Here is a 6,504-nt window from a genome sequence, read left to right as displayed (position 1 = left end):
TTCCATGCACTGCTCTGCAAACGTTGGACGCGAAGGTGATGTTGCGTTGTTCTTCGGTCTTTCCGGTACAGGAAAGACAACATTATCAGCTGATAACAATCGCCGCCTGATTGGTGATGATGAGCACGGCTGGTCAGCTAACGGAGTGTTCAACATCGAGGGCGGTTGTTATGCGAAGTGCATCAACTTATCTAAGGAAAAAGAACCGCAAATTTATGATGCGATCCGTTTCGGTTCTGTACTTGAAAATGTCGTTGTCGATGAAGAAACCCGCGTTGCGGACTATGATGACGGCAGCCTGACTGAAAACACTCGTGCAGCTTATCCAATCCAGGCAATCGATAACATCGTGGACCCAAGCATTGCCGGACATCCAAACGCCATCGTATTCCTTACGGCCGATGCTTTCGGAGTTCTGCCTCCAATCGCCAAGCTTACAAAGGAACAGGCAATGTACCATTTCTTGAGCGGATATACTTCAAAGCTAGCTGGCACGGAGCGCGGCATCACTTCACCGCAAGCAACGTTCTCAACTTGCTTCGGCTCGCCATTCCTTCCGCTTGCAGCAACAAGATACGCCGAAATGCTCGGTGAAAAAATCGACGAGCACAACGCAAAAGTATTCCTAGTGAACACAGGATGGACAGGCGGAGAGTATGGCACAGGCAGCCGTATGAAGCTGGCATACACACGCGCAATGGTCCAGGCAGCACTTGAAGGCGAATTGAACAATGTCGAAACCGTCAAAGACGAAATTTTCGGCCTTGATATCCCGGCACATGTACCAGGTGTACCTGACGATGTCCTCCAGCCAGTCAAGACATGGAGCGACAAAGAAGCATACTACGCAAAAGCAAACGAACTTGCAGGCAAGTTCCGCAAAAACTTCAAGAAGTTCTCAAACGTCCCGTCCGAGATCGAAGAAAAAGGCGGACCGACAGCGAAATAATTAGAAAAGCGCAAGCGCCTTGGTCAGACCCGACAAGCGCTGCCCGCCTTAAAACGCCACGTCCTGTGGCTGGCGGGTCTAGCACATCGTGTGCCTCGGAAGGCCGACGGGTGAAGTCGTTCTTTGACTTCATTGGGCGGACCGAAATCGAAATGTATAGCCGACTGTCCAGAAACGCAGAAACTGGAGACTCCGACAAAGAAGCGCTTTTTGCTTCTGCCGGCGGAGTTGAAGTTTCGGAGTTTCTAGGAGGCGACACTAGAAAAGCGACTCGAGCTGCTCAAAGCTAATGCTTCTCGCAAGATACTCGAGGAAGCACTCTCAGAGATGAAGACTGGCTAGGCGCTGGAGCTGGACAATTCTCGAAGTAAAATTTATCCTTTCTTATCGCATAAAAAGGCCATTTCCAATCGGAAATGGCTCTTTTCTTTTCTCCAGTCTATGGGTTGCCTTTTGATACCTATTTACTTCTGTTTCTTAATGCTTCCCTGTCAACATTTTGTGGAGGCTGTTCCATCCATCTGTTATCAATCATTATTTTAATCCCGTCATTTGCATATTGAAGGATTTCAGTAACAAGTCTCGTGTAATGTCCGCCTAAGTCTTTTCTTAGGCTCGCCCCAATTGCTGTTCCGTAGCCACCAACACTGATAGCACTTAAACTGTTGGTTTGAAACATCATCAGCTTATCTGAAAAAGGCGGATCAATTGATTGAGATATCGCTGAATCCCAGGTAGTTGGAAGCGGAACTCCATCCTGTATTAATATTTCTCTAAATACAGTCTCATGCTTAGCGGCTATTTCAGTACCTCTTTCCATAAACTTCCGTACCTCTTGTGACTGGGCTGTTTGCGAAAAACCAGCCAAAAATGTTCTGCCAAGGGAATTTGTCTCTGTATTTTTAGATATATGAGCCAGTTCCACAGCGGTTAGTGGCCGATGTCTTCCAATTAAACTAGACAAGAATGATTCATCCTGAAGGTACTCTGCTTTCTCCATTGGAGGTATCGTTGGCGAGCGTACGAATGTACCTTTTTTTAAAAGTAAGTCACAAGAATCATTATAAAGCTTCATAAATATCACTGAAGACTTCGAAAATAATTCTCTTACATCATTCCTTGCCAATACTTCCAGAAATGCTGCTGATGCAACAGTCCCTGCGGAAGCCATATATTTAATATATCGCAAGGCAAAAAGGTCTGAATACACTCGGCATGCCTTTGAATTTACGTCTTCCTGAGTAAAACCGATAGGCATTGCATGTTGATCTTTTCCGAAAATGGATTTGACTTGATCTACTACAAATTTGGTATTTGATAACGCGGCATTTATAATTTCCGTCATTGAGGTATCTTCATTAACCTTAGCAAAATGCTGAACGATACAGTGAGCCATTGAATTTTGCATATACGCTCCCCACATTGCAGCAACCTCTGATGAAGTCAATTGAGGGTTATGTTCCATTTCAATTCATAACTCCTTCTTTTTTCTTTATTTTTAGGCTAATAAAGAGATAATATTCGTTGATAACTATTCGAGCTATGATAAGTACTGTTTTTAAAAAGACTTATAACAATGACTGTAAAGAAAAAAACAGAGCACAAAATGTGCCCTGCTTAGTTGGTTGAGTTCAAGGAAATTAACTGATACGTAAGTGTTGTTGTGTTCTCTGTCAATTCTACTTTTTTGATGACGCCCGTTCCGGTAAGGTCACCTTCGATTGTCTTTTTGACTTCTAGTGGAATGTCAACTGGATAAAGCCTGTAGCCTTCCTTTGTCAGAGAGAAGAAATTGTCTTCGAGCCTCTTTTCCCGGCCCTTCGTCACGATCATTGTATTCAACTCTAATGGCATCCCCATTGTACTCGCTCCTCTATTGTTCATCATTAATATCACTTTCATTTTATCATTGTTGCTATTGTGATTTCATCCAATTCGTTAAGTCGGACACAACTTTCCGGTTCACTACTGGCGGAAAGTAATGCGTGTAGTCATCAAAATACCAGCTTTCGACAGGCTTTTCCAACTCTTTTAACCGCTTCTCGATCCGGTAGGAGTGTTCAACCGACACATTGCGGTCGTTCCGGCCGTGGATCAGCAGCACCGGTGCTTTCAGGTTTTCGATATCGTATAAAGGCGTGCGGAACTTATATCGGTTTGGCACCTTTTTTGGCGACCCGCCGATCACCCTTTTCATCATCCTGCGCAGGTCCTTTCTTTCTACATACGTTAAAAACATATCCGTTACCCCTCCCCAGGTAACGACCGACGCCATCTCAGGAAATTTAATGGCCGTCAGCAAAGCCATCAAACCACCTCGTGAAAAGCCAAAAACATGAATCCTATCAACCCATGGCAATGTTTGAAGCAGCTTGAATCCAGCAAAGGCATCGACCCGGTCATCCCCGCCGAAATCCTCATCACCTTCCCCACCCTGGTTCCCACGGTAAAAAGGAGCGAAAACTGTGAAGCCTTCAAACGCAAATTGGGCAATCCGCGCAGGCCGCACCTTCCCTACATTTTTAATTCCACCACGCAGATACAGGAATCCTTCAGTCCCGCTTCCATCAATCGGCCTAGCTAGAAGTCCTTTGACCCGCAGTCCGCCTGCATAGTAGGTCACCATTTGCAGCTCGACTGCCGGATTGGGGGAAGGAAATTTGTTAGCCGAGATCATTAGACCGTCTTTTTCCAAAGTAAACACTCCTCTCTTATATGAAATTCTTTAAATTTGGTTCCTGGGCATTCACACATTTTTAGCGAATTCATACGATATCGTAAGCCCAAATTAAGACAGATTTTTAGGAGGCATCATTATGAAAAAATGGTTCAAAGCCGGTTTTGCTTTATTTATGGTTGCTGTACTTATTATACCTCTTGCAGCCTGCGGTCAAGACAAGGTACAGACTCTCAAAGTTGCAGAGGTAACTCGTTCGATCTTCTATGCTCCTCAATATGTTGCCCTTGAAAAAGGATTTTTTGAGGATGAAGGATTGGAAGTTGAATTAACGACTACTTGGGGCGGCGACAAGACCATGACAGCCGTACTCTCGAACGCAGCAGATATTGGACTCGTTGGTTCAGAGACATCTATCTACGTTTATGCCCAGGGATCAAATGATCCAGTCATCAACTTTGCCCAGCTTACGCAAACAGATGGGACCTTTCTTGTATCCAGAGAAAAAATTGATGATTTTTCATGGGATCAGTTAAAAGGAGCCACCTATCTCGGCCAGCGTACGGGCGGGATGCCGCAAATGGTCGGTGAATTCGTCCTCAAGAAGCACGGCATCGATCCAAAGGCAGATTTAGAGATGATTCAAAATATTGATTACGCGAATATCCCTAATGCCTTCGCTTCCGGAACTGGTGACTTCGTCCAGTTATTCGAGCCGCAGGCCAGCATGTTTGAATTGGAAGGCATAGGACATATCGTCGCTTCATTCGGAACTGAGTCCGGTCATGTACCATATACCACATTTATGGCCAAACAAAGCTATATGAAGAAAAACCCGGAAACAATCGAAAAATTCACCCGTGCAATTCATAAGGCTCAGAAATGGGTGGACTCTCACAGTGCAAAAGAAACAGCGGAGGTCATCCAGCCATTCTTTAAAGATACAGATTTGTCGCTAATCGAAACGGTTGTTGATCGATACAAGAGTCAGGGATCATACGCAACTGACCCGATTCTAGATGAAGAGGAATGGAATAACCTGCAGGACATCATGGATGAAGCAGGAGAACTTCCTGAGGAAGTAAGCCATGACACCTTAGTAAACACAGAGGTGGCAGAAGACGTCATGAAATAACAGGAGGTTGCAGCCAATGGACTTTTTGACATTAACAGGGATACATCACACTTATTTCACAAAATCATCCGCTGTCACTGCTTTGAATGATATTTCACTCGATGTCCAGGAAGGGGAGTTCGTATCCTTCCTGGGTCCGAGCGGCTGCGGCAAGACAACGCTGCTTTCGATTATAGCAGGGCTGATTGAGCCTTCCGATGGATATGTAAAACTGGAAGGCAAAGCAGTCAAGGATGCTGCGAATCAAACCGGATACATGCTGCAGCAGGATTATTTATTTCCTTGGAAAACGATTGAGGAAAATATCTTTCTCGGCCTGAAGATTAGCGGAACTTTGGAAGCTTCCAAAAAAGCTGAGGTTTTATCGCTGCTAAGGCAAATGGGGTTAGAGAATGTAGAAAAACTTTATCCAAAACAGCTGTCCGGCGGGATGCGCCAGCGTGTGGCACTTGTAAGGACACTTGCAACAGAGCCTAAGTTGCTCATGCTTGACGAACCTTTTTCCGCACTGGACTATCAAACGAAATTGAAACTCGAGGACCTGGTTTCCAACACTTTTAAGACTTTCGGAAAAACAGCGATTCTCGTAACGCATGATATCGGAGAGGCGATAGCAATGAGCGACCGGATTTTCCTGTTTTCGCCAAGACCTGGACGCCTGCATAGAACTTTTGCCATTCCAGAAGAGCTAAGAAACTTGAGCCCGTTCGAGGCTAGAAACCACCCTTTATACAATGAACTGTTTCAGACGATATGGAAGGAGCTGGAATCGATTGACCCAGAGGAAAACTGAACTCCTTCATCAACAGTATCTTAAAAAGTTAAGCCGCGAGAAAAAAATCGTCCGTATCTATCAGTTTCTGATATTCATTGCCTTTTTTGCGCTATGGGAAATCTCAAGCCAGCTAAAATGGATTGACCCGCTCCTATTCAGTTCACCGTCCAAAATCTGGAACATGCTAATTGACAAGACGATGGATGGTTCATTGGCCGTGAATCTTGGAGTGACATTAGCTGAAACCGTACTGGGATTCATCCTCGGTACACTCGCCGGTACGATACTGGCAGCTGTATTATGGTGGTCACCGATGCTTTCAAAAATCCTGGATCCATATTTGGTTATACTGAATTCAATGCCAAAGGTAGCTCTGGGCCCGATCCTGATTGTGGCCCTCGGAACAAACATGACTTCAATTATTGCGATGGGTGCAATCATCTCAGTGATTATCACTACTATCGTTGTATATACCGCTTTTAAAGAAGTCGATCAAAATTACCTGAAAGTGCTGCAGACCTTCGGAGCAACAAGGACACAGTGTTTCCGGGAAGCAATTTTGCCGGCCTCATTCCCGACCATCATATCAACCTTGAAGGTGAACGTCGGCTTGTCCTGGGTAGGAGTCATTGTCGGGGAATTCCTCGTTTCTGCCCGAGGCCTCGGATATATGATTATCTACGGTTTCCAGGTTTTCAATTTCACGCTCGTCTTTTTGTCACTGCTCGTCATTGCAGTGTTTGCAACGGTGATGTATCAGCTCGTCGAACTTCTAGAAAAGAAACTGATCAAAAGCAATCAGTAAAGAAGCCGGGATGACCGGCTTCTTCAGTTTGTCGACAAAAGGGGTTCGGAATGTTCTCATTCCGAACCCCTTTTTGAATTTCAGCGGATTTTTCATGGGAAATAGACTCTCTTAGCTTTAATTCTAGGCCATTACTGGACTTCTCCATGTCCAGTTGGCCATC

At 45.0% G+C, this 6,504-nt stretch carries 9 protein-coding genes; 5 read left to right on the top strand and 4 right to left on the bottom strand.

The window, feature by feature from the left end; all coding sequences use genetic code 11:
- Both ACH0QE_RS13945 and ACH0QE_RS13940 read left to right on the top strand, forming a co-directional pair.
- A partial coding sequence (locus ACH0QE_RS13945) for a phosphoenolpyruvate carboxykinase (ATP) (RefSeq protein WP_415801212.1) occupies positions 1–949 on the top strand: 949 nt, incomplete at its 5' end.
- A gap of 110 nt (positions 950–1,059) precedes the next feature.
- Entirely contained in the window at positions 1,060–1,239 is a 180-nt protein-coding gene (locus ACH0QE_RS13940; protein WP_415801211.1) for a hypothetical protein, read from the top strand.
- A 170-nt stretch (positions 1,240–1,409) separates the two neighbouring features.
- Here ACH0QE_RS13940 and ACH0QE_RS13935 read toward each other — a convergent pair whose 3' ends face one another.
- The 3 genes from ACH0QE_RS13935 to ACH0QE_RS13925 all read right to left on the bottom strand — a co-directional run bounded on the left by ACH0QE_RS13935 (position 1,410) and on the right by ACH0QE_RS13925 (position 3,626).
- The gene (locus tag ACH0QE_RS13935; protein WP_415801210.1) at positions 1,410–2,414 is read right to left on the bottom strand and encodes a DUF3231 family protein; all 1,005 of its coding nucleotides are present in this window, start codon (positions 2,412–2,414) and stop codon (positions 1,410–1,412) included.
- Positions 2,415–2,566: 152 nt separating this feature from the next.
- The gene (locus ACH0QE_RS13930) at positions 2,567–2,809 is read right to left on the bottom strand and encodes a DUF2584 domain-containing protein (protein ID WP_415801209.1); all 243 of its coding nucleotides are present in this window, start codon (positions 2,807–2,809) and stop codon (positions 2,567–2,569) included.
- A 55-nt stretch (positions 2,810–2,864) separates the two neighbouring features.
- A complete protein-coding gene (locus ACH0QE_RS13925; RefSeq protein ID WP_415801213.1) occupies positions 2,865–3,626 on the bottom strand; it encodes an alpha/beta hydrolase family protein in 762 nt (253 codons plus the stop codon).
- Between the two features lie 139 nt (positions 3,627–3,765).
- Here ACH0QE_RS13925 and ACH0QE_RS13920 point away from each other — a divergent pair, with 139 nt between their 5' ends.
- From ACH0QE_RS13920 to ACH0QE_RS13910, 3 genes are read left to right on the top strand one after another with little or no spacing between them, the layout of a single operon-like run.
- Positions 3,766–4,761, top strand: coding sequence for an ABC transporter substrate-binding protein (locus ACH0QE_RS13920; RefSeq protein WP_415801208.1), 996 nt, complete (start codon positions 3,766–3,768; stop codon positions 4,759–4,761).
- Between the two features lie 16 nt (positions 4,762–4,777).
- The gene (locus tag ACH0QE_RS13915; protein ID WP_415801207.1) at positions 4,778–5,554 is read left to right on the top strand and encodes an ABC transporter ATP-binding protein; all 777 of its coding nucleotides are present in this window, start codon (positions 4,778–4,780) and stop codon (positions 5,552–5,554) included.
- Positions 5,535–6,341, top strand: a complete 807-nt coding sequence (locus tag ACH0QE_RS13910; RefSeq protein WP_415801206.1) for an ABC transporter permease — start codon at positions 5,535–5,537, stop codon at positions 6,339–6,341. The genes ACH0QE_RS13915 and ACH0QE_RS13910 overlap by 20 nt, the downstream gene beginning before the upstream one ends.
- On the opposite strand, the gene ACH0QE_RS13905 is transcribed toward ACH0QE_RS13910, so the two are convergent.
- On the bottom strand, positions 6,325–6,504 hold a 180-nt coding region (locus ACH0QE_RS13905; RefSeq protein ID WP_415801205.1), incomplete at its 5' end, for a hypothetical protein. The genes ACH0QE_RS13910 and ACH0QE_RS13905 overlap by 17 nt on opposite strands.

The sequence above is a fragment of the Mesobacillus sp. genome, from assembly GCF_047739415.1.
GTDB lineage: Bacteria > Bacillota > Bacilli > Bacillales > Cytobacillaceae > Mesobacillus.
This window is presented reverse-complemented; position numbering and strand designations above follow the sequence as displayed.